Raw genomic sequence first — 18987 nt, forward strand, 5'->3', positions numbered from 1 at the left:
GGGTCCTTGCGGGTGGTTCACCTGTGTCCAGGCCGAGTCTGCGGGGCCGACGCACCGAGGGGACAGGTACGTGCGGACCGGACCGGGGGCAGGGACACTGCCTCTCCCAACGCGCCCCGAGGGCCCCACCGCCACCCCGGCTTGCCCCCGCGCTGCCCCTACGCCCCTGGACGCCCGCACGGGCCCCTGGGGCCGGCGGGGAGAACGTCCGCGAGGAGGCGGCGGCCGCGGACGTGGATCCCGCGCGCGGCCACGAGCCCACCCCTCGCACGGCACCTGCTTCCCCGTGCGGGCCGTCGTCAAGCACGGCAGCGGGCGATCCGGCGCCGGCGCGGTCCCTCAGGCGCCCACGGCCGACGCCAGATACGGCCCGAACTCCGTCTCCAGGACCAGCCGGCCCAGCTTGCGGTACTCCTGGGCGATCGCCGTCACCACCTGGCTCATGGTCAGGGGCGCCCCGGACTCCGCCGCGAGGTAGGCCGCGGTCACCGCGCAGGCCCGGATCGAGCCGCCGGCCAGTTCGAAGCGGTCGGCGCAGAAGCCGAGGTCCAGGTCGTCCGCCCGGGGCAGCCGGTCGCCCAGGCAGCGCTCCCACAGGGCGAGGCGCTGGGTGGCGTCGGGCACCGGGAAGTCGGCGATCACGTCGAGCCGGCGGGTGAACGCCTCGTCCAGGTTGGCCCGCAGATTGGTGGTCAGCACCGCGATCCCGTCGAAGGACTCCATGCGCTGGAGCAGGTACGCCGACTCGATGTTGGCGTGCCGGTCGTGCGCGTCCTTCACCTCCGAGCGCTTGCCGAAGATCGCGTCGGCCTCGTCGAAGAGCAGCACGGCGTTGACCGCCGACGCCTCGGTGAAGATCCGCTCCAGGTTCTTCTCGGTCTCGCCCACGTACTTGTCGACGACCGTGGACAGGTCCACCACGTACAGGTCCATGCCGAGGTCCGCCGCGACGACCTCGGCGGACATGGTCTTCCCGGTACCCGACTCGCCCGCGAACAGCGCGATCACCCCGCGCCCGCGTCCGCCGCCGGGCCGCATCCCCCACTGCCCGAGCACCTGCTCGCGGTGCCGGGCGCGCAGCGCGAGTTCGCGCAGCCGCCGGTGGGTGAGCGGCGGCAGCACCAGGTCGTCCCAGCCGACCGTGGGCTCCACCCGGCGGGCCAGCCGGTCCAGGCCCGCGCCGTTCTGCGCGCGTACGGCGGTGCGCAGGTCGTCGGGACGGACCGGGCGGCCGGTCAGGGCGGCCGTGCGCACGGCCACGTCGGCGGCGCGGCGCACCTGGCCGGAGTCCAGGCGGTGCGCGGCCACGGCCCGGGCGAGCGCCTCGGTGTCGCCGGGTACGGAGCCGTCGCCTGCGGCCCGCTCCAGGGCGTGCCGCCAGCGCACGGCCTGCCGCTCGGGCGAGGGCGCCGGCACGGTCAGGACGACGGGGGTGTCGGCGGCCCAGCCCGGGTCCCAGCCGACGGCGCCGTGCGTCAGCAGCGGGATGCCCCGCAGCGCCGTGCACAACGCGCGGAGCGTGCGGGCGCGTTCGGCGGGTTCGTCGGGCAGGGCCTCCAGCGGGCCGAGGACGACCCCGGCACCGGTCAGCCGGGCTTCGAGGGCGGCCACCCGGGCCAGCTCGGGGACGTCGCCGGTGCGCCGGGCGAGGGCCGCCGCGTCCAGGACGAGCGGACGCGTCCCGGCCGCGCCCAGTGCCGCGACGGCCAGGCCCTCGGCGTCGCCGCCCCGGCCGCGCAGATGGACCAGGCCGGTACCGGTGCGGGCCGCCGCCGCCGTGCGGCGCACCTCGGCGGGCTCGGCGGTCGGGTCCTCGCGGGCCTCGTCGAGCACACCGGCGAGCCGGGCGTCGGGCCACGCGTGGCCGAGGAGGTGGGCGGTGACCCGGTCGGGGACCACCAAGGCGCGGGACAGCGGCGGCCGGTCCGGCTCGGTGACCTCCACCAGACCGCCCGCGACCAGCGGCGCGCCGGGCGCGAGCCGGAACCGTCCGGGTGCCGCGCCGGCGAGCCCGCACAGCTCCAGGGCGAGGCCGACGGTGGGGCGGCGGCGGGTGAGGTCGTCGTTGAGGTAGCCGTAGAGCCGCTCGAACCGCGCGTCCAGATCCGGCGCCACCGCGACCAGGAGCAGGTCCAGGTCCAGCGGTGTCAGCCCGAACCGCGCGGCGAGAGCGCCGAGCACGGAACCGGCCGGCGGCTGCCAGGGCCCGGGCCCGGGTACGCCGAGCCCGCCCGGCTCGTCCAGGATGCGCGCCGCCGCCTCCGGGGTCAGGTACTGCCCCCGGTACGGATCGTCGGGATCGGGATCCCCGGCCCGCCGCACCCCCACCGCCCACCGCACCCGCTCCTCGACGGCCCGCAGCCGGTCCCAGAGAGGGTCGGCACCGTCCACGGCACGCGACGGGGAAGGCTCATCGGCGCTCTCCGCTCGCGCGGGCACTGCGGCACTCGGCTCGTCGCCCGGCCCGGCCGTCCCGGCGGCGGTCTCGGGGCCGGGCTCTCCGGACGGCTCGGCGGTGGTGCGGCCGGGCATGGGCGGTTCGGTGGTGCGGGTCACGGCTGGCGGTCTCCACGGTGGCGGCGGCGGGCGGGGGCCGGGCCCCGTTCGCGGGGGCCGGCGAAGCCCTGCGGGCCCGGGTCGGTCGTCTCCTTGTAGCGCAGCCGGCGCCCCGGCTCCGCCTCCCCGTCCGCGCGCCGGGCGGCGGAGCGGACGACGAGGCCCTCGGTGACCGGCGGCGCGACCTCGGTGACCGCCCCGGCGAGCGGTGCCCGTACCCGTACGCCCAGCGACGCCTTCAGCTCACCGCCGAGCGCCGACCACACATCGGCGGCGGCCGGTACGTCGGCGGCGGTCCCGGCGACGTCCAGGCCCACGGTCAGCCCCAGTTCGGCCAGCGTGCCGGTGAGCAGCCGCGCGGGCAGGGTGTCGGCGGAGACCAGGCAGGCGAGCACCTGCGACAGCAGCCGGTGTTCGTCCTGCGGACGGCTCGCCCACGCCGTGACCAGGTAGGTCAGATCGAACCAGCGGGGCGGGGTGCGGCGCGCCACGAGCTGCCCGTCCGCGTCGTACACCTCCCCGGCGCCGCTGCCGCGCCGGGCGGCGTCCTCGCGGATGTCGTACAGGAAGACGCAGACCGTGGGCGCGCTGCGGCGCGCGGCCCAGTCCCGGGTGGGCGCGTCGAAGACGACCTCGACGCCCGACGCCTCCAGGCCGGACTCGCCGAGCAGCCGGCGCAGGCCCTCGTCGACCTCGTGGATCACCGGCGGGTCACCTCGTCGGGCGGCTGGATGCTGCCGTTGACCACCAGGAAGTCGGTCTTGACCGGGGAGAAACCGGGGCCCTTGGCGAAGATCTCGCGCGGCCCGGTCTGGTCCTTGGCGAGGATGAGCAGCTGGCCGATGAAGGTGCCGTCCGGCTTGGGCACGGTCGGCGCCGCCGCCGCGGTGATCCCGGGCTTCCAGGTGAACCGCACCGGCGCTCCGGGCGGGAAGTCCTTGCCGCGCACGGAGGTGACGAAGCCGGGCTTGCCGATGCCGGGTACGGCGACGATGCGCGGCTGGAGGATGCGCAGCCGCTGCCGCGCGGTGTTGTCACCGCGGTCGGCGTCGGTGCCGGTCGTGGTGAGCACGCCGGTGACCTGGCCGGTCATCGCCTTCTTGGGGCTGAGGACGACACGTACGACGGTGTCCGCGCCCGGTCCCAGGTCCGGCAGCGCGCACACCCAGGAGGCGTCGCAGCCCGGCGGTGGCCCGCTGTCGGGGATGCCGGCGGGCAGTCCGATGCGCAGCCGCAGCCCGGTGGCCAGCGCGTCGCGGCCGTTGCGGACGGTGTACGTCACCACGACCCGGCCGCCGACGTAGCCGGGGTTCGGCTGGGCCGTGACGCGCACGCCGGGCCCGGCCTTCGGCGCCGGCGGCTGCGGCGGCACCGGCGGAACGGTGGGCGGCGGCGTCGGAACCGGCGGCGGGGTCGTGGGCGGAGTCGTGGGCGGAGTCGGGGTCGGTGTCGGAGTGGGAGTCGGGGTCGGGGTCGGGGTCGGGGTGGGCGGCGGGGCCGTGCGCACCGGCACCACGGTCCGGCCGTCGTTGTCGCTGGGCCGCGGGTCCAGGACCGTGCCGGTGACCGACCAGCCGACCGGCGCGTCACCCGGGGTGAGCCCGGTGAGGGTGACGTCCACCGGGACCGTCGTACCGGGCGGCACCAGGCCCAGGTCGCACAGGAGGGACGCGGCGTCGCAGCTGCCGCCGGGCCAGGTGATCCGGGTGACGTCGACACCGGCCGGGGGCGCGATGGTCAGCCGGGTGCCGGGGGAGGTGGCGGGGCCGTTGTTCACCACGTCGACGCGGACCGTGGTGGAGTCGCCGACGGTCACGTCGGGAACGGTGCCGGGCGCCCGGACGGCGAGGTCGACGGACTGCTGGACGCTGGGCTCCTTGTGCCGGCCCGGGAGGTCGTTGGTGAGCTTGGTGAGTTCGCCGGTCGCCACGTCCAGCATCTTGAGCTTCTCGGGGCTGTTGGCCGGCCGGCTCGGGCGGGCGCTGATCACCAGGGACTTGCCGTCGGGCGTCCAGGCGGCGTCCCGGGGCTGGAACGGCCCGGGGTTCTCCGGCAGTTCCCGGCGGCAGGCGCCGGGGACGTCGCGGGCGGAGCCGGGCAGGAGCACCCGGCAGTCGTCGCCGGACACCGACGTCAGGATGATGCCGTTGCGCTCGTCGGTCACACCGCCGCCGTTCTTGCGGTTGAAGGCGATGCTGCGGCCGTCCGGGGAGAACGCGGGGCTGTCGTCGATGACCGCGCAGGTGCCCGGGCAGTTCCTGGCGCTCAGGTCGGTCTGCCGGCCGAGGTTGTTCACGGGCACGGTCCAGATGTGCTTGTTGCCTCCGCCGCCGTAGACCAGCTCGTTGCGGGTGAAGGCCAGGATGTTGCCGTCGGCGGACCAGGTGGGCTGCGCGTCCTGGCCTTGCAGCTCCCCGGCGGGCGGGGTGATCTTCCCGGTGATCGCGCCGCTGGCGGCGTCCGCGATGAGGATCTGGCTGGCGCCCGCGGTCCCGTCGGCGCCGCCCGGCGAGATCCGGGTGAAGGCGAGGTACTTGCCGTCCGGGGAGAACGCCGGGTCGGTGTCCCGGTCGCCCGGTCCGCGTCCGTCGAGCGGCAGCCTCGCCTCGTGGGTGCCGTCGGCGTCCGCCAGCCAGATCTCCTCGACGCGGTTGCCGCGGGGGCCCAGGAAACGGGTCACGACGATGCGGCGGCCGTCCGGTGTGTAGCTCTGCCGCTCGGTCCACGGGTCGTAGTCGGCCCGGGGCTGGAAGAGCGGGTCCTTCGTGGGGTCGGTGTTGGTGTCGGCCTCCGGGTCCTCGTTCAGGATCGTCAGGTTCAGGTCGCGGGGGTCGGCCCCGTCCGCCCGGATGTCCTGGAGCGTCACCGTGTGCGGGCCGTCGGCCGAGACGTGCTCCACCACCGCCCGGCCGCCGTCGCGCGGGCCGAGCCAGGTGGGCGAGCGGATCTCCCGGTCCTCGTTCAGCACCAGCCCGGGCGTCCCGCCGTCGTGCGGCACCGCGCGGAACACGTGGTCGTAGTTGCCCTCGCACTGGCAGGTGATCTCGGGGCTCAGGAACAGCACCTCGTTGCCGCCCGGGATCCAGGCCGGCGCGTGGGCCCGCCACTGCTCCCGGTCACCGCCGAGCAGCGGCCGGTCGGTGCTCCCGTCGGTGCCGTCCGTCACCCGCAGCCGGGGCACGCCGTCCTTGGTGGCGGTGTACGCGATGAGGTCCCGGTGATCGCCGTCGCCGGCCGGGTTCCACACCGGTTCGGTGGCCGTGCCGTTCGCGGGAGAGGTGACCCGGGTGGCGGTGCCGCCGTCCAGGGGCCGTACGTAGATCTGCGCTCCGGCCGCCGAGTCGCCGTCGCCGGAGTACGCGAGGCGCTTCCCGTCCGGGGAGACCGTGGGGTACTCCTCGTCGGCGGGGGTGTTGGTGAGCCGGGACAGTTCGCTCTTGTCGGTGCGCACCTGCCACAGGTCGCGCTGGTCCTTGCCGTCCGGACCGCCGGGCGCGGCCGCGTCGAAGACCACGGACCGGCCGTCCGGCGTCAGCCGGGGGTGGGCCGCGTTCATGCCGACGGTGAGGCGGATCAGGGAGCCGTCGGCGTGCCGCAGATAGACCTGCGGGTCCTTCTCGTCGCGGCGGCTGGTGAAGACCAGCTGGTTGCCCAGGGCGGACGGCTGCATGTCGTTGTGGACCGGGCCCTGGCCAAACAGCGCGGCGCTGGTCTTGTCGGAGGTGACCTCGCCGAGACTGCGGTGCCGGGTGCCGGCGAACGCGATCCTGGTCTCCGCGGCGGTGGCGGCCACCCGCGGCGAGGCGTCCGCGGTGCCGTCCACACCGGAGGCCGCGGTCGCCCCGAGCAGCGGGATCAGCAGCAGTGCCGACGCGCCGAGCCGCCCCAGGCGGTACCGCCCGCCGGGGCCAGCGGTTCCCATCAAGGTCCCCCTCGCAGTCTGGTGCGGCAGTCCGGGTCTACCCCTGCGGCAATCCGGGTGCGCCCCCGCCACCCTGTCCGGGCCGTGCGCGGCCCGGGAGGGCGGCGGGGCCATACCCGGGGGAAACGCGCGGTGTGCTTTGGGGCAGCGCGCGTTCCCGTCCGGGCCGCGGCCGTGACCGCGGCGGACCGTCAGATCAGCCCGTTGCGCAGCGCGTAGCCCACCGCGTGGGCCCGGTTGCGCAGCTGGAGCCGGGTGATGACCTCGTGGAGGATGTTCTTGACGGTCCGTTCGGAGTACGAGGTCTTGCGCGCGATCTCGGCGGTGTCCAGGCCCTCCGACACCATGCGCAGCATGTCCGCCTCGCGGGTGGTCAGCGTGGACAGGGACAGCCCTCGCGGGTCGAGCGCCGAGCGCTGGAGGCTGCCGACGTGGCTGAGGAGCTTGCCGAGCAGGTCGCCGGGCAGGACGCCCTCGCCGTTGGCTATGGCCAGGACGAGCCGCAGCAACTGGTCCTGGTCGGCCTCGGCACGCCGCAGCACCGCCGCCACCCCGCACTCGATGACGCGTTGCAGCGAGCCGGAGCCGAGGGTGGCGACGACCAGGCCGGTCCGGGTGGCGGTGTTGTGCCGCAGGCGGTGCAGCAGGGCCGCCACGTCGTCGTCGACGTGGTCCACGACCACCAGCGACACCTGGGCCCGCTCGGCGTCGGCGTCGGCGAGCAGGTCGATCTCGGGACGCTGCCGCAGCTGCTGTACGACGCCCAGGCGCAGTACGGGGTCGGCGGCGTAGACGGCGACGGTCGCCCGGTCGGGCCGGTCGGTACGGGAGGTCCGGTGCGTGGTCCAGGCCGGGGCCGGCCCACCGGACGGGGTGGTGGGCGTGACCGGCCCGGCTGTCTCAGTGCTGGACATAGCGATTTACCTGTCTCAAGAGTGCTGGTCGGGGTATGCGTGAGTGGGGACGAGCGCCGCCGAACGGCGCACCCGGGGCGACGGCGGCCTCAACCGTTCGTCGCCTTCGGGGAGTTGACGGGTGACTTCCGGGGCACCGCGACTGCCCGGGCATTGCCCTCGCGCTTCTCGCGGCGTGTCCCGGGGCGGCCTACTGTGCTGGCGTGACGCCTTCTGCAGCCTCTTCCAGCCCCGGCGCTCCCGGCCTCGACATCCCGGAAGTGACCGTGGCGCCGGGAGACATCGCCACGACCACCGTGACCGTGCGCAACGACAGCGACATCGTCGAGGCGTACAGCCTGGAGGTCGTGGGGGACTGCGCGGCCTGGTCCACCGTGGAGCCCGCACGGGTCTCCCTGTATCCGGGCACCTCCGAGACGGTGACGGTACGTCTGGAGCCCCCGCGTTCCCCGGAGGTGCGGGCCGGCGAGGTTCCCCTCGGTGTGCGGGTGCTGCCGGCCGAGCACCCGGAGTCGGTGCGGGTCCTCGAGACCGTCGTGCACATCGGGGCGTTCCACGAGCTGCACAGCGAGCTGGCCCCGCGCCGGCGGCGCGGCTGGCTGCGCGGACGCTACCGGCTGGCGGTGCGCAACCAGGGCAACACCCCGGTGCGGGTGGGCTTCACCGCCGGACAGGCGGGCGAGGAGCTGTCGTTCGCGTTCACTCCGGCGGAACAGGCCCTGGAGCCCGGCGAGTCGACGGAGATCGGCCTGCGGGTGCGCACGGGCAAGCCGGTGTGGTTCGGCGCCCCGGTGGTGTGGCCGTTCACCGTGGACGCCGCGGAGACCGGCGAACAGGACGAGCCCCGGCGGGACGAGCCCGTCGTGCGGGCGCCGCTGGACGCGGAGTTCGTCCAGATACCGATCTTCCCCAAGTGGCTGCTCGCCCTGCTCGCGGCGCTGCTCGCGCTGCTGCTGGCCTGGTTCATGCTGGTCCGTCCGGCGGTGCGCAGCGCCGCCAAGGAAGCGGCCACCGAGGCGGTCCAGCCGCGGCCCACGCCCGCCGGGGAGGAAGGCGACGCCGGGCAGAGCCCGGGCACCGGTCCCGGCACGGGTACGGGCAAGGGCACCGCTCCCGGCGGCGGGCGATCGAGCGCTCCGGGTACGGGCGGTGACGGCACGTCCGGTGAGGACGGCACGTCGGCCGACGGCGGCACCGTGGTGGGCGGCGGCCGGCAGCTGTCGCAGACCATCGACGTGCAGTCGACCCGCGGGGAGACCAAGCCCGGTATCTACCAGGTGCCCAAGGACAGCGTCTTCGGTGTCACGGACATCGTCGTCGCCAACTTCCAGGGCGACGAGGGACTGGTGACGATCTCCTTCGGGGACCGCAAGATCACCACCATCGCGCTGGAGACCTTCCGCAACCAGGACTACCACTGGGTGACCCCCATCAAGATCCCCGAGAACGACACCGTGACCGTCGAAGTGACGTGCGAGAAGCCCGGCACACCGGCGTCCGGACGTCAGGCGCAGGGATGCCACGAGATCCTGAACGTGAGTGGCGTACTCAGCCGTACCAGTCAGTAACTCCAGCCCCATACTCCGACGTATTGTCGGACGATATTGGGTGTATCTGCCAAGAGTTGGCGCTTGCTCCGTCCGGAAACAGCCACCAAAGGACCGAAAAGCGCCACCCCGCCCCGGCTGAAGCGGTCCCGCCCGACGGGTCCCGCCCGGCCGGGACGGCCGGCCCGGCACCCTCCCCGGTGCCTCGCGCGCCTCGCGCGCCGCCTCCCGCACACCGGCGCGCCAGGCGGCCCGCCCGCACCTGCGGACGTGAGGCGCCTCACCCCGCCGCCCGGCCCCACGCACCCCGGCACCGCCCTGCGCCCGGGCCCGTCGGCGGGAAATCTGCCGCGGCGGCACCACATACGCGCACACACCGACGTTAGGGTTGGGACACCGGGGCACACATGGCCCGTGTCCTTGAAACGAAGGTGCCATGCCCGCCGACAACCCGCCCGCCGGCAACCTCCACGACGACGACTACCCCGCCTACACCATGGGCCGGGCCGCCGACCTCCTCGGCACCACGCCCGCCTTCCTCCGGGCCGTCGGCGAGGCGGGGCTGATCACACCCCTGCGCTCGGAGGGCGGCCACCGCCGGTACTCCCGGCACCAGTTGCGCGTCGCCGCCCGCGCCCGCGAACTCGTCGGCCAGGGCACCCCCATGGAGGCCGCGTGCCGCATCATCGACCTGGAGGACCGCCTTCGAGAGGCGCTGCGGCAGAACGCGGACATGCGCCGCGGGCCCGGCGGACCCGGCCCCGGTGACGACCGTTGAGCCCGGGCGACCGGACCATATCTACTCCGGCCACTGGAGAATTGCCCGCAGCGCGCCGAAAGGTTTTCCGGTGAGGACGCCTCAGAATATCCGCCCCGACGACACTGATTGACAGAAAACCTGGGTGTGCCGGGCCGGTCCGTGTTACCGTGATAACAGTTGCAGTTTTGATTGCCGGAACTTTTCCGGGACCCCTGAGGGGCGATCATCGCGGCGACTCGGGATCCGCACAGTGCGGATCACGGCACTGCCCCTAGGGAGAATCAATATGGCATCTGGCACCGTGAAGTGGTTCAACGCGGAAAAGGGCTTCGGCTTCATCGAGCAGGACGGCGGCGGCGCCGACGTGTTCGCGCACTACTCGAACATCGCCACCTCCGGCTTCCGCGAGCTTCAGGAAGGCCAGAAGGTTACCTTCGACGTCACGCAGGGCCAGAAGGGCCCGCAGGCCGAGAACATCGTTCCCGCCTGACGCTGACGCGTTCTACGAGGCCGGGGCCCGCGCTCATGGGGCGCGGGCCCCGGTCCGTTTTCCTCTTCCGGGAAACCCCGGCCCGTTTACCCGCCGTCCGGCCTCCCCAGGCCCCTTTCGGCTTCTCCCTTCGGCTCATTCTTGCGAATTCTGCCGCGGCTGCGCACCGCCGAAAGGAATTCCTCGACACGTGCCGCGCACATCGAGGAGGTTCCTCAGCATGAACCCCACCCGTCGTACCCGGGGCGCCGCCGGCACCGGTGGCACCGGCCGCCGCGGCGGCAACGACTCCGCGCCCTTCCGGTCCTCGCGGACCACCGCGCGCGGCAAGGGCCCGCAGGGCAAGGGCCCGGGCGCCCGACGCGCGCCCCTCGGCGAGTTCGCCCTCCCGGTCACCCTCACCGAGGCACTGCCGCCGGCCGAGACGTTCGCCGAACTGGACCTGCCCGCGCCCCTGCACGACGCGCTGCGCACCGAAGGCGTGACCGCTCCCTTCCCCATCCAGGCGGCGACGCTGCCGAACACACTGGCCGGACGCGACGTCCTCGGCCGCGGCCGTACCGGGTCGGGCAAGACGCTCGCCTTCGGCCTGCCCCTGCTGGCCCGGCTGGCCGGACAGCGGGCCGAGCCCCGGCAGCCGCTGGCCCTCGTCCTCGTCCCCACCCGGGAACTGGCCCAGCAGGTCACCGACGCCCTCACCCCTTACGCGCGGGCGCTGCGCCTGCGCCTGGTCACCGTCGTCGGCGGCATGTCCATCGGCCGCCAGACGTCCGCGCTGCGCGCCGGAGCCGAGGTCGTCGTCGCGACCCCCGGCCGGCTCAAGGACCTCATCGACCGCGGCGGCTGCCGGCTGGACCGCGTGGCCGTCACCGTCCTGGACGAGGCCGACCAGATGACCGACATGGGCTTCATGCCCCAGGTCACCGCCCTGCTCGACCAGGTCCGCCCGGACGGCCAGCGGATGCTGTTCTCGGCCACCCTGGACCGCAACATCGACCTCCTGGTGCGCCGTTACCTGCACGACCCGGTCGTGCACTCGGTCGACCCGTCGGCGGGCGCGGTCACCACGATGGAGCACCACCTGCTGCACGTCCACGACGACGACAAGCACACCACCGCCACCGAGATCGCCGCCCGCGACGGCCGCGTGATCATGTTCCTGGACACCAAGCACGCGGCGGAACGGCTGGCCAAGCACCTGCTGTCGGTCGGTGTCCGGGCCTCGGCGCTGCACGGCGGCAAGTCCCAGCCGCAGCGCACCCGCACCCTCGCCCGGTTCAAGGACGGCGAGGTCACGGTCCTGGTGGCCACCAACGTCGCCGCCCGCGGCCTGCACATCGACGACATCGACCTCGTGGTGAACGTCGACCCGCCCGCCGATCACAAGGACTACCTGCACCGGGGCGGCCGCACCGCCCGGGCCGGCAAGTCCGGCACCGTCGTCACCCTGGTGCTGCCGCACCAGCGGCGGTCGGTGGACCGGCTCATGAGCGCCGCCGACATCACCGCCCGCACCACCCGCGTCCGCCCGGGCGAGCCCGAGCTGACCCGGATCACCGGCGCCCGGACCCCCTCCGGCGTCCCCGTCGTCCTCGCCGCACCGGCCGCCGAACGTCCCCAGGGCCCCGGTACCGCCGGGCGCGGCCGGGGCGGGCGGTCGCGGCGGGCCCGGGGGGCGCGGCGCGCCCCGTCCGGGCGTCCCGCTCCCGAGACAAGCCGATGACCGTACCCATCCCCGTGGCCGTCGAGCGGCTCCCCGCCCTCGGCGTCCTCATTCGCATCCCGACCGCTCAGCTGGAGGCACCATGCGCTGTGTCATCGCCCGTTTCCCCTTCGACCTGACCAAGTCCGAGGTCGAGCGGTCGATGGAGGGCGTCCCTCCGGAGCCCGCCGTCGGTATCTGCGCGACCGTCGAGGGCCGCGTCTACCCGGTCAAGCAGATCGGGCAGATCATCACCGGCCAGGACCGCCGTGACTTCACCGGGGCCGAGGTGAGCCGGGCGCTGACCCGGCTCGGCTTCACCTGCCACGAGGCCGCGGTCGCGCCCCCGGCGGAGCAGCACGCGTCCGCGTCGCTTCCCTGGGCGGACAACCCGCTGGCCTAGTCCGCGCCGGCGCCACGACAGAAACGGGCGGCGGAGTCCGTCCGGGACGGGATCGCACGCATGGACAGGAACGGAAGCCCTGCCGGGCACGTCTTTCCGGCCGGAGCGCACACCTACCGGATGCCCCTCCCCCGCCTCACCCTGACCCCGGACGGCGGCCACGGCCCGCTGGACGGGGCCTGGTGGCCCCGCTGCGACGCGCTGGAACTGGAGCTGCCGGCCCTGGTCGGCGCGCTGGCCGCCGGCCTCGGCGCGGTCACCCACGTCACCGTGGACACCGCCGCCTGGCCGGACGCCCCGCCCCACGTGCCGGCGCCCGGCCGGGTCATCCTGGTGTCCCTGTCGGCCGTCGACACCGAGGCCCACACCATCAGCCTCGGCTACGGCACCGGGGAGCAGCGGGAGCTGCTGGTCGTCCCGCCCGCCGAGGTGGCCGACGCGGCGCGCTGGCTGCTGACCACCGCCGCCGACCCGGGGAACGCCCTGAGCGCCCCGCACATGCTGGCGCTCGCCGACGCCACCTGGGAGCGCTGAGGAGCGCCGCCCTTCACCGGCCGCCCGCTCCCAGGGCCGCCAGCAGCACGAGCACCAGCGTCGCGGCGCCCAGCAGCCCGTGGGCCACGACCACGGGCACGGGCAGATGCCGTTCCGCGGGCGCGGTGCCGTCCCCCGACGGGTCGGTGACGGGCGCCCGGACCGCGGGAATCCACCGGGCGAACAGCGCGAAGCCCAGCAGCGCCACGGCGACGAGAACGCCGAAGGACACCCAGGCGAGAACGGTGCGGTCGGCGACCAAGTACACGATCCAGACGACCAGTCCGGCCGCCGCGAGCAGGAAGTGGCCGAAGACCAGGGCCGTGGGGAAGCGGGTCCGCCTGGTCTGCTGCTGCCGCAGGCCGCCGCGGGAGATCCAGCGGGCCAGGAGGACGAATCCGCCGAGGGCGGTGACCACCCAGGCGACGAGAGCGGCGATGTCCATGACGTGCTCCAGTGGTGGTGAGAGGAAGGCCCCGGGGCCCGCCGGGCGGGAGGAAGCCCGTCGGTGCCGGAAGGGCGGCGGTCAGGTGGGACGCCGGACGCGGTATCCGTCCGCCTGCACGGACTCCTCCGCGACCCGCACGCCGTAGCGGTAGGCGAGCTTGCCGCCGAGGTGGCCGGACACGCCGAGGACGACGAGCGTGACGGCGGAGAGCGCCAGCTGCCCGTATCCCACGCCGTGCCCCTGCGGATATCCGCCGCCGTGCCGCCAGGCGAAGCCGGCCGCGTACCCGGCGGTCACGGCCAGGTTCAGCCCCATGTGCAGCAGGCCCGTGCGGAAGGCCGGCGTGCCGGTGGGCACCGCGCACAGGTCGAGGAACCCGACGCCGGCCGCCGCCAGCGCGCCCAGCACGCCGATCGCGATCAGCCAGGCCGAGCCGTGGGTGAGGAAGGCGGGCCGGTGCACGATCCGCGACGCGATGTCGAAGACCAGGCTCGCCACCCAGGCCCCGATCGGAACCGTGACCAGGATCGGATGGAACGGATGTCCGTAAGGTCCCGCCAACGCGCCGCTGACGGGCTGTTTCGCCTGGCGCAGCAGGCCGGGATCGCTGTTCGTCGTCATACGGCACCTCGCCCGTGCGCTGCCCGTCGGCTATTTCACCAACGATTGTTGGCGTTATTCGAGGGCAGGGTCAAGACGAGCCTCACCCTCCGGGGTGAGGCTCGTACAGCGGAGCGACAGTGAGGCGGGCCGCGGGCTCAGCGCTCGCAGGCGGCGTCCGTCCGCGGGGAGCCGCCCGGCGGCCGGGCGCCGCGCAGTTCGACGCAGCACGCGCCGGGACGCGGGGCCAGCACCGCGGTGGTCCGGTCGCTGCCCAGGCCCCGCAGGTAGCCGGTGAGGAAGGACTGGTTGACGGCGCAGATCAGGTCCGGGGCCTTGGCGGCCAGCGGATGGAAGGGACAGTTGCGCAGCCGCAGCAGGGCGGGCGCGGCGCGCTCGGGCTCGTAGCCGAGGCCCTCCAGCGCCTCGGCGGCCAGGCTCAGCCCGCGCTCGGCGCCGAGCCGGCCGGGACGGACCCGCTCGCGGTCGGCCTCGCCCAGAAACCGTCCGCGCCCGTGTGCCACGCGCAGCGCCGCCTCGCGCGCCGACTCCCCGGCGGCCTCGGTCAGCACCGCTTCGGTGAGGACGTCGGCCAGCATCTCGTAGCGGCGCTCGGGGACGCTGACGGCGATCGCCTCGTCCACCGGCTCGTACACCTTGGGGCGGCGGCCGACCTTGCGGATGCCGGCGGGCGCTTCGTAGCGGGTCCGGAGCAGGCCCGCGTCCACCAGCTTGTCGAGGTGGAAGGCCGCGAGCTTGCGGGAGATTCCCAGGGTCTCGGCCGTCTCCTCGCGCGTCACCGGCCGTCGCGCCCGCCGTATGAAGTCGAACATCCGGCGCCGGGTGGCGTCACCGAGGGCCGCCAGGGCCGTCAGCGAGGCTTGGTCGAGTCCCACGCGGGCAGTGTATCGACCATGAACATGGGCGAAAAGACCGCAGCGGCCGGCCGCGCGGCTTCCGGCGCTCAGCTGTAGTAGGCGATCTTCTCGTCGAGCACCCGCATGGCCCGGCGCAGCGCCTCCGCCCGCTCCTCCAGGGCGGCACGGCGTTCGCGGAGGAAGGCGACGCGCTCCTGCGGGGCGTGCTCGGCGCGCAGGACGGCGACGAACCCGCGCAGGTCCGCGATGCCGAGACCGGCCTCGCGGAAGCACGTGACCAGGCCGATCCAGAAGACGTCGTCCTCGGTGTACTCCCTGCGCCCGCCGGCGGAGCGCCGGATCGGGCCGATCAGCCCTTCGCGTTCGTAGTAGCGCAGGGTGTCGATGGAGACACCGGTGCGGTCGGCGGCCGCCGCCGGGGTCAGGGTGGTCATGGCGCTCCTTCGGTGGGGGCCGCTACCGCGCTTCGGCGAAGCGCGCCAGGTGCTCGTCGTCCAGCCGCACACGACGTGCGGCGAGCGCCTGCTCGACGTGCTCCACCCGGCTCGCGCCGACGATGGGATCGATCCCCTGCCGCATCAGCCAGGCGAGCACGACCTGGTTCCTCCTGGCCGCCAGCTCGGCGGCGATGTCGTCCAGGACCGCGAGCACCCGGGCGGTCCCGGGGTGATCGTAGGTGTGCGGGAGCGGCTTGTCCGCGCGCTCGTAGGAGCCCCACAGCAGCGAACTGTACGACCACACGGCGAGCCCCTCCGACCGCGCGAGGTCCAGGTCCTCGTCGGCGAGCATCCGGTGACCGGCCTCCGCGACGGCGGTGGACGGGCGCGGCCGGACGAGCGAGTGGCGCAGTTGCAGGGCCGTCCACGGTTCCACGCGCTGCTCCCGCGCGAGCGACCGGGCCCGCTCGACGCGCCAGGCGGCGTGGTTGGCCGCCCCGATCCGCAGGGCCACTCCCTTCGCGGCCAGTTCCCCGAAGGCGCCGACCGTCTCCTCCAGCGGCACCGTGCGGTCCTCGGCGTGGGCCCAGAGCAGATCGACGTGATCGACTCCCAGGCGCTCCAGGCTCTCGGCCACACCGGCGTGGACGGCGCGCGCGGACAGCCCTTCGGCGCTCTTGGGCCAGGAGTGCGGTACGAGCGGGTTCTGCCGGACCTTCGTCGCGATCCGCACCGCGTCGCGCGCACCCGGACGGGCCCGCAGCCACGCGCCGATCACGCGCTCGCTGGCGCCGCCGACGCCGCTGGGGTCGGCCCAGAAGGAGTAACAGTTCGCGGTGTCGAGCCAGACACCGCCGCCGGCGACGAAGGCGTCGAGGATCGCGAAGGCCCGGTCGGGATCGACGCGGGTGCCGAAGTCCATCGTTCCGAGGACGATCTGCGGGTCGGTCGTGTTCATGCCGCCGATTCTTGGATCTGGAGCGCGCTCCAGGTCAAGAGCCGTCGTGGCCGGCGTTCCGGAGCCGGTCCGAGGAGCCGGCGGGCAGGGGCCGGCCGAACGCGCGCATCCCGGGCCCGCGGCCGGGTACCCGGCGGTCGCTGGAAGTCCGGAGCTCTGGCACACAGAGCCCAAGCGACAGGAGTCGGAGGCCGGAAAACGATGCCTGGTCCGGCACACACCACCACGGCGGACCCGCCTCGGCGCCGCCGTACCGCCGCCCGGTCCGCCCGTCCGCGCAGCCGGGTCCCGGAGGCCGGTGACGAGGCCGATCTGCTCGGCCGGTATCTGAACCAGATCGCCGCGACCCCGCTGCTCGACGCCGAGGACGAGGTACGGCTGGGCCGGCTCGTCGAGTCCGGTCAGCACGCCGTCGCCGAACTGGAGGGCGCGGGAGCGGACCTCGCCGCGCACCGGCGCCGGGAGCTGGAGGCGGCCGTACGGGACGGACGGCACGCCAAGGACCACATGATCCGGGCCAATCTGCGGCTCGTGGTGTCGATCGCCAAACGGCACGCCCACCGCGGAGTGCCCCTGCTGGACCTGATCCAGGAGGGCAACCTCGGACTGATCCGGGCCGTGGAGAAGTTCGACCACACCAAGGGCTTCAAGTTCTCCACGTACGCCACCTGGTGGATCCGCCAGGCGATCGAACGGGGACTGGCGCAGCACGCCCGTACCGTCCGGCTGCCGATGCACGTCGTGGAGCAGCTGCACAAGCTGGCGAAGGTCGAGCGGCAGCTGCGGCCGCGCGTCGGGCACGAGCCGACGGACGGCGAGGTGGCGCGGGAGAGCGGCCTCGCCGAGGACCGGGTCGCCTGGCTGCGCCGGGTCGGCCGGCACACCCTCAGCCTGGACACGCCCGTGGACGACACCGGGGAGACCGTGGTCGGGGACCTCATCCCGGCCACCGACGTGCTCCAGGCGCCGCAGGTCGCCGAGTACCGGGCGCTCGCCGAGGAACTCAGGGACGCGCTGGGCGTGCTGGCGCCGCGCGAGGCCATGATCCTCAGCCTGCGCTACGGCCTGCACGACGGGCACCCGCGCACCCTGCAACAGGTGGCCCGGGAGGTCGGGCTGACCCGGGAACGCGTGCGCCAGCTGGAGAAGGAGTCGCTCGGCCGGCTGCGGGCCCCGGAGGCCGGCGAGCGCCTGCTGGACTGGACGGGCTGACCGCGCCCGCCCCTTCGCGCCTCCCTTCGTGCGGTATCCCGGGCTCACTCCGGTGAGTGCGCGCGCGTCACACCCGGGACGCCTCCGCTTTCGCCGTCGGCTCCCCGGTGGTCGCCGGGGACGCGGCGGCGCGGCGGGAGCGCCCGCCGAGGACGCTGACCGCGGCGGCGAGGAGGGCCGCCGCGAACGGCACCAGCAGGCCCGCGCGGTAGCCGGCCAGCCGCCCGGCCGTGGTGCCGGCGTGGGTGGCGGCCGCGGCGACGGCGGTGACGGCGGAGAGACCGAGTGCGGCGCCGAACTGGAAGGCGGTGTAGAGCAGGCCGCCCGCCAGGCCCTGCTCCTCCTCCGCGACGCCGTCCGTGGCGGTGATCGTCAGCGGCCCGTACGCCAGGGAGAAGGCCAGGCCGAGGAGGAGCAGGCCGGGGAACATCGCCGCGTAGGTCCAGTCGGCCCGCACCGGCAGGAACAGCCCGTAGGCCAGCGCCGCGAGGAGCAGGCCGCCGGTGATCACCCGGGCGTTGCCGAAGCGGCCGGCCAGGCGCGGGGTGAGGGTCGGCGAGAGCACCGCGTCGATGCCGACGACCAGCATCGCCAGGCTGGTCTGGAGCGTGGACCAGCCGCGCAGTTCCTGGAGATAGAGCACGACGAGGAACTGGAAGCCGAAGAAGCCGCCGGAGAACAGCAGCGCCGCGAGGTTGGCCCGGACCAGCGTGCCGTCGCGCAGGATGCCCAGGCGTACGAGGGGCTCGGGGACCCGGCGCTCGATCAGGACGAAGGCCGCGAGGAACGCCAGCCCGGCCAGCAGCGTGCCCGCGGTGACGGCGGCCGGGGCGTGGGCGGCGCGCTCCACGCCCAGCACGATCAGCACCAGGGCGGCGGTCACGGTGAGCGCGCCGGCGAGGTCCACGCGCCGGACGGGCCCGTCGGGGCGAACGTCCCGGGGGACGCAGACGACGGCCGCGGCCAGGATCAGGGCGGCGAGCAGGACCGGCGCGAAGAACACCCACCGCCAGTGGACGGCGGCCAGCAGTCCGCCGGCGACCAGCCCGACGGTGAAGCCGCCGGCGGCGGTGCCCGAGTAGACGAGCAGGGCCCGGTCGCGCTCGGGGCCCTCGGCGAAGCCCGTCGTGATGACGGACAGTCCCGCCGGGGTCATGAAGGCGGCGGCGACGCCCGTGACGAACCGGGCGAGGACGAGCGTCCAGCCGTCCGTGGCCAGTCCGCCGAGCCCGGAGAACAGCAGGAACACGGCGAGCCACAGCACGAACATGCGCCGGCGCCCGAACAGGTCGGCCGCCCGGCCGCCGAGCAGCATGAAACCGCCGTACCCGAGGACGTAGGCGCTCATGACCCATTGCAGCTCGCCCGTGGACATCCCGAGGTCGGAACGGATCGACGGCAGGGCCACGTTGAGCATGGCCACGTCGACGCCTTCGAGGAAGATCGCGCCGCACAGCACGAGCAGCACGCCCCGGCGGCGTGCGCCCGGCCCGTCCGTGGCGCGCGAGGTGGAGACCACGATGAACTCCTCCCGGAGCAAAGGGGTTTGGTGGATGCGTCCAGCCTTCGCCGGGGCCCGTCCGGGAACAACAGCGATGATCGCGACGTTCGTTCAGCCAGGCTTAC

17 protein-coding genes are annotated in these 18987 nt (G+C 74.4%); 7 read left to right on the forward strand and 10 right to left on the reverse strand.

Annotated features, from left to right (window positions below; all coding sequences use genetic code 11):
- Positions 1-339 precede the first annotated feature (339 nt).
- The 4 genes from SCK26_RS17980 to SCK26_RS17995 all read right to left on the reverse strand — a co-directional run bounded on the left by SCK26_RS17980 (position 340) and on the right by SCK26_RS17995 (position 7392).
- Positions 340-2556 (reverse strand): ATP-binding protein, encoded by a 2217-nt coding sequence (locus tag SCK26_RS17980; protein WP_318202316.1) that lies wholly within the window; start codon positions 2554-2556, stop codon positions 340-342.
- The gene (locus tag SCK26_RS17985) at positions 2553-3260 is read right to left on the reverse strand and encodes a DUF4255 domain-containing protein (RefSeq protein ID WP_318202317.1); all 708 of its coding nucleotides are present in this window, start codon (positions 3258-3260) and stop codon (positions 2553-2555) included. The genes SCK26_RS17980 and SCK26_RS17985 overlap by 4 nt, the downstream gene beginning before the upstream one ends.
- Positions 3257-6478 carry a hypothetical protein gene (locus SCK26_RS17990; protein ID WP_318202318.1) on the reverse strand — a complete coding sequence of 1074 codons (3222 nt, stop codon included), beginning with the start codon at positions 6476-6478 and terminating at the stop codon, positions 3257-3259. The genes SCK26_RS17985 and SCK26_RS17990 overlap by 4 nt, the downstream gene beginning before the upstream one ends.
- Positions 6479-6669: 191 nt before the next feature.
- Positions 6670-7392, reverse strand: coding sequence for a response regulator transcription factor (locus tag SCK26_RS17995; protein WP_318202319.1), 723 nt, complete (start codon positions 7390-7392; stop codon positions 6670-6672).
- A gap of 203 nt (positions 7393-7595) precedes the next feature.
- Between SCK26_RS17995 and SCK26_RS18000 the strand changes: the two genes are divergently transcribed.
- From SCK26_RS18000 to SCK26_RS18025, 6 genes are all read left to right on the forward strand, one after another.
- On the forward strand, positions 7596-8960 hold the full coding sequence (locus SCK26_RS18000; protein ID WP_318202320.1) for a hydrolytic protein: 1365 nt from the start codon (positions 7596-7598) through the stop codon (positions 8958-8960).
- Between the two features lie 415 nt (positions 8961-9375).
- The gene (locus tag SCK26_RS18005; protein WP_318202321.1) at positions 9376-9717 is read left to right on the forward strand and encodes a MerR family transcriptional regulator; all 342 of its coding nucleotides are present in this window, start codon (positions 9376-9378) and stop codon (positions 9715-9717) included.
- A gap of 268 nt (positions 9718-9985) precedes the next feature.
- Positions 9986-10189, forward strand: coding sequence for a cold-shock protein (locus SCK26_RS18010; RefSeq protein WP_007383480.1), 204 nt, complete (start codon positions 9986-9988; stop codon positions 10187-10189).
- Positions 10190-10409: 220 nt separating this feature from the next.
- Positions 10410-11912 carry a DEAD/DEAH box helicase gene (locus SCK26_RS18015; RefSeq protein WP_318202322.1) on the forward strand — a complete coding sequence of 501 codons (1503 nt, stop codon included), beginning with the start codon at positions 10410-10412 and terminating at the stop codon, positions 11910-11912.
- Between the two features lie 82 nt (positions 11913-11994).
- Complete coding sequence (locus SCK26_RS18020; protein WP_318202323.1) at positions 11995-12294, forward strand: SCO5918 family protein; 300 nt, start codon at positions 11995-11997, stop codon at positions 12292-12294.
- A gap of 120 nt (positions 12295-12414) precedes the next feature.
- The gene (locus tag SCK26_RS18025) at positions 12415-12828 is read left to right on the forward strand and encodes a DUF5994 family protein (RefSeq protein WP_318202324.1); all 414 of its coding nucleotides are present in this window, start codon (positions 12415-12417) and stop codon (positions 12826-12828) included.
- Between the two features lie 13 nt (positions 12829-12841).
- Here SCK26_RS18025 and SCK26_RS18030 read toward each other — a convergent pair whose 3' ends face one another.
- The 5 genes from SCK26_RS18030 to SCK26_RS18050 all read right to left on the reverse strand — a co-directional run bounded on the left by SCK26_RS18030 (position 12842) and on the right by SCK26_RS18050 (position 16149).
- Positions 12842-13273, reverse strand: coding sequence for a hypothetical protein (locus SCK26_RS18030; RefSeq protein ID WP_318202325.1), 432 nt, complete (start codon positions 13271-13273; stop codon positions 12842-12844).
- Between the two features lie 81 nt (positions 13274-13354).
- Positions 13355-13897, reverse strand: coding sequence for a DUF2231 domain-containing protein (locus SCK26_RS18035; protein WP_318202326.1), 543 nt, complete (start codon positions 13895-13897; stop codon positions 13355-13357).
- A 137-nt stretch (positions 13898-14034) separates the two neighbouring features.
- Positions 14035-14772 carry a helix-turn-helix transcriptional regulator gene (locus SCK26_RS18040; RefSeq protein WP_318202327.1) on the reverse strand — a complete coding sequence of 246 codons (738 nt, stop codon included), beginning with the start codon at positions 14770-14772 and terminating at the stop codon, positions 14035-14037.
- A gap of 68 nt (positions 14773-14840) precedes the next feature.
- Positions 14841-15188: a MerR family transcriptional regulator gene (locus SCK26_RS18045; RefSeq protein WP_318202328.1), complete on the reverse strand. Its 348-nt coding sequence runs from the start codon at positions 15186-15188 to the stop codon at positions 14841-14843.
- A gap of 22 nt (positions 15189-15210) precedes the next feature.
- Positions 15211-16149 (reverse strand): aldo/keto reductase, encoded by a 939-nt coding sequence (locus SCK26_RS18050; RefSeq protein ID WP_318202329.1) that lies wholly within the window; start codon positions 16147-16149, stop codon positions 15211-15213.
- Between the two features lie 201 nt (positions 16150-16350).
- Here SCK26_RS18050 and SCK26_RS18055 point away from each other — a divergent pair, with 201 nt between their 5' ends.
- On the forward strand, positions 16351-17361 hold the full coding sequence (locus SCK26_RS18055) for an RNA polymerase sigma factor RpoD/SigA (protein WP_318202330.1): 1011 nt from the start codon (positions 16351-16353) through the stop codon (positions 17359-17361).
- A 67-nt stretch (positions 17362-17428) separates the two neighbouring features.
- Here the strand turns inward: SCK26_RS18055 and SCK26_RS18060 are convergent, their stop codons facing one another.
- Complete coding sequence (locus tag SCK26_RS18060; protein WP_318202331.1) at positions 17429-18880, reverse strand: MFS transporter; 1452 nt, start codon at positions 18878-18880, stop codon at positions 17429-17431.
- Positions 18881-18987: the final 107 nt, after the last annotated feature.

This window comes from Streptomyces sp. SCL15-4 (assembly GCF_033366695.1).
GTDB lineage: Bacteria > Actinomycetota > Actinomycetes > Streptomycetales > Streptomycetaceae > Streptomyces.

Bases quoted from the DNA above. Each gene is read 5' to 3' on its own strand.
- SCK26_RS17990 (WP_318202318.1), bottom strand. From the start codon at position 6,478: ATGGGAACCGCTGGCCCCGGCGGGCGGTACCGCCTGGGGCGGCTCGGC.
- SCK26_RS17995 (WP_318202319.1), bottom strand. From the start codon at position 7,392: ATGTCCAGCACTGAGACAGCCGGGCCGGTCACGCCCACCACCCCGTCC.
- SCK26_RS18005 (WP_318202321.1), top strand. From the start codon at position 9,376: ATGCCCGCCGACAACCCGCCCGCCGGCAACCTCCACGACGACGACTAC.
- SCK26_RS18010 (WP_007383480.1), top strand. From the start codon at position 9,986: ATGGCATCTGGCACCGTGAAGTGGTTCAACGCGGAAAAGGGCTTCGGC.
- SCK26_RS18015 (WP_318202322.1), top strand. From the start codon at position 10,410: ATGAACCCCACCCGTCGTACCCGGGGCGCCGCCGGCACCGGTGGCACC.
- SCK26_RS18020 (WP_318202323.1), top strand. From the start codon at position 11,995: ATGCGCTGTGTCATCGCCCGTTTCCCCTTCGACCTGACCAAGTCCGAG.
- SCK26_RS18025 (WP_318202324.1), top strand. From the start codon at position 12,415: ATGCCCCTCCCCCGCCTCACCCTGACCCCGGACGGCGGCCACGGCCCG.
- SCK26_RS18030 (WP_318202325.1), bottom strand. From the start codon at position 13,273: ATGGACATCGCCGCTCTCGTCGCCTGGGTGGTCACCGCCCTCGGCGGA.
- SCK26_RS18035 (WP_318202326.1), bottom strand. From the start codon at position 13,897: ATGACGACGAACAGCGATCCCGGCCTGCTGCGCCAGGCGAAACAGCCC.
- SCK26_RS18045 (WP_318202328.1), bottom strand. From the start codon at position 15,188: ATGACCACCCTGACCCCGGCGGCGGCCGCCGACCGCACCGGTGTCTCC.
- SCK26_RS18050 (WP_318202329.1), bottom strand. From the start codon at position 16,149: ATGAACACGACCGACCCGCAGATCGTCCTCGGAACGATGGACTTCGGC.
- SCK26_RS18055 (WP_318202330.1), top strand. From the start codon at position 16,351: ATGCCTGGTCCGGCACACACCACCACGGCGGACCCGCCTCGGCGCCGC.